At 78.2% G+C, this 1,038-nt stretch carries 1 pseudogene; it reads left to right on the top strand.

What is annotated here, in order from left to right:
- Positions 1 to 47: 47 nt before the first annotated feature.
- Positions 48 to 1,038, top strand: a pseudogene (locus tag ACWJ6R_RS36935) (hypothetical protein); the annotation flags it as partial.

Consider the following 1,038-nt stretch of genomic DNA (forward strand, 5'->3'; position numbering starts at 1 on the left):
CGCCCCGCGAGGCGCCGAGCCCGACGCACCAGCGGGGGAGGATCGGGGTGCCCGTCCCGCGCCTGGTCGCCGGGATCGAGGTGCTCGGCGCGCTGGTCAGGGCCCAGCCGGGCATGGTGGCCGTACGGCTGCGCAACGCGGGCCTGGGCGGGAGCCGCGAACTGGTGGCCCGGATCGGCCTGCCGGACGGGGTGACGATGCTGACGGGCGGGAGCCGGGCGCGGTCCGCCGCGGGCGGGCCCGTCGGCACGGTGGACGGGTGGTCCTGCCGACCTGCGGGCCGGAACGTGCGCTGCACCCGCGGCCCGCTGGCCCCCGGCCAGGCCACCTCGGTCTTCCTGAGGGTGAAGGTCGCGCCGACGGCGGCCCTGGACCGGCCGCTCTCGCTCCGGGTCGGCGGCGGGGGCGAGCAGGCGGTGGCGGAGTCGGAGAGCGGGGTGCGGGCCTTCGGGGCCCCGGCCCGCTTCGCCGCCGAGGGCAGGGTGGTCACCGCCGCGATCGGCAACACCCTCCTGACCCGGGCGCCCACCGGCCGCATGTGCCGGTCGGTGCGGTCGCGGGACGGCGACGAGCGCGACAACGACCAGGCGCCCATGCGGCTCTTCGACCGGGACAAGGACCCGTCGACGAAGAGCTCCAGCGCCGCCCGGCTGGACCTGCCCGGACGCGGCAAGGTCGTCTGGGCCGGGCTCTACTGGTCGGCGAGCGCGCCCGCCGCCGGGCGGATCAAGTTCAAGGCCCCGGGGAGCGCCGGCTACACGCAGGTGAGCGCCGCGAACGTGACCGAGCGGGTCCTGCCGTCCGGCCGGGCGTACCAGGCGTTCGCCGACGTGACCGGCCTGGTGCGCAGGCTCCGGGGCAAGTACTGGGTGGCCGACGTCCCGCTCCGGCCCGGCGTCTCCCGGCACGCCGGATGGAGCCTGGTGGTCGTCGCGGCCGATCCGCGCCGGCCGTACGGCCAGGCCGTGGTCGTCGACACCGCGACCGCGGTGGGGGCGGGGACGCCGGGTGCGCCTGCTGCTCGACGGGCTGGCCGCG

This window comes from Planomonospora algeriensis (genome assembly GCF_977012225.1).